The following is a 2028-nucleotide window of genomic DNA, read 5'->3' as shown; positions in this document are numbered from 1 at the left end:
GCAGGTCGGCAAGTCCCGCGGCGGGTCGCCCGCCGCTGTCCTGCGTACGGGCGTACGCGCCAAGATCGGCGGCGGGGTGACCGGCCCCGGCGCGGCCCTGTGGGTCGAGGCCGAACCGGTCACGGCCGGCGCGGCCACCGAGCACGCCCGCGAGCTCGCCGCCGAGTACAAGCAGCTGGTGGTCACCGTGTTGCAGCGCCGTGAGGCGTGGCAGGTCATCGATTCGGTCAGTGCCATCGACGACCCCGGCGACCTGGCGGACACCGCCGGCTGGGCGCCGTACCTGTCCAACGACCGCAAGCGCGAGCTGCTGGAGACGGCCGATGTGGAGGCCCGGCTGCGGTTGCTGATCGGGTGGACCGGTGACTTCCTGGCCGAGTCCGAGGTCAGCGACAAGATCGACAGCGACGTCCGCGAGTCGGTCGAGAAGCGCAACCGCGAGTACCTGCTGCGTGAGCAGCTCAAGGCCATCCGCAAGGAGCTCGGCGAGGGCGAGGCCGACGGCAGCGACGACTACCGCGCCCGGGTCGAGTCGGCCGAGCTGCCCGAGAACGTCCGCGAGGCGGCGCTGCGTGAGGTCGGCAAGCTGGAGCGCGGCGGTGAGCAGAACCCGGAGGCGGGGTGGATCCGGACCTGGCTCGACACCGTCCTGGAGCTGCCCTGGAACGTCCGGACCGAGGACGCCGTCGACCTCGACGCGGCCCGGGCCGTCCTCGACGCCGATCACCACGGGCTGGACGAGGTCAAGGAACGCATCGTGGAGTACCTCGGTGTCCGGGCCCGCCGCGAGTCCCGGGGCCTGTCGGTCGTCGGCGGCCGCGGCTCCGGCGCGGTGATCCTGCTGGCCGGGCCGCCCGGCGTCGGCAAGACGTCGCTGGGGGAGTCGGTCGCGCGCACGCTCGGCCGTAAGTTCGTCCGGGTCGCCCTCGGCGGCGTCCGCGACGAGGCCGAGATCCGCGGCCACCGGCGTACCTATGTCGGGGCGCTGCCCGGCCGCATCGTGCGGGCCGTCCGGGAAGCCGGCTCGATGAACCCGGTCGTGCTGCTCGACGAGGTCGACAAGGTCGGCAGCGACTACCGCGGTGACCCCGCCGCGGCGCTGCTGGAGGTGCTGGACCCGGCGCAGAACCACACCTTCCGGGACCACTACCTCGACCTGGACCTGGACCTGTCCGACGTGCTGTTCATCGCGACCGCGAACGTGCTGGAGACGATCCCGCAGGCGCTGTTCGACCGGATGGAGCTCATCTCGATCGACGGCTACACCGAGAGCGACAAGGTGGCCATCGCCCGCGACTTCCTGGTGCCCCGCCAGCTGGAGCGCGCCGCACTGTCGCCCGGCGAGGTGACGGTCACCGAGGACGCTCTGCGCGAGATCGCGGCCAACTACACCCGGGAGGCCGGCGTACGGTCGTTCGAGCGCCTGCTGGCCAAGACGTTCCGCAAGGCCGCTCTCAAGGACCTGCCCGTCACCATCGGTCCCGCCGACCTCAAGGACCTGATCGGACGGCCGCGGTTCCTGCCGGAGTCGTCCGAGCGGACCGCCGTCCCCGGCGTGGCCACCGGGCTGGCCGTTACCGGGATGGGCGGCGACGTGCTCTACATCGAGGCCTCGCTGCTGCCCGGCGACAAGGGCGGGCTGTCGGTCACCGGCCAGCTCGGCGACGTGATGAAGGAGTCGGCGCAGATCGCCCTCTCCTACGTGCGGGCGCACGCCGAGGAGTTCGGCATCTCCCCGGAGCAGCTGGACCACCCGATCCACCTGCACGTGCCCGCGGGCGCGGTGCCCAAGGACGGGCCGTCGGCCGGTGTCACCATGACCACGGCGCTGGTCTCGCTGCTGCTCGGCCGCAACGTGCGCGCCGAGGTCGGCATGACCGGCGAGGTGTCGCTGACCGGCCGGGTGCTGCCCATCGGCGGCGTGAAGCAGAAGCTGCTGGCCGCCCAGCGGGCCGGCCTCACCGAGGTGTACCTCCCGCAGCGCAACGAGCCCGACCTCGACGAGGTGCCGGCCGACGTGCTCAAGGC

1 protein-coding gene is annotated in these 2028 nt (G+C 72.5%); it reads left to right on the top strand.

The window, feature by feature from the left end:
• Positions 1 to 2028: endopeptidase La (lon, locus tag AB0C29_RS45620; protein ID WP_360834228.1), on the top strand; the 2028-nt coding region annotated here is incomplete at both ends.

It is taken from the genome of Actinoplanes sp. NPDC048791 (genome assembly GCF_040650095.1).
Lineage (GTDB): Bacteria > Actinomycetota > Actinomycetes > Mycobacteriales > Micromonosporaceae > Actinoplanes.
The sequence above is the reverse complement of the archived record's forward strand: the minus strand, read 5'-3'. Positions and strand labels throughout refer to the sequence as shown.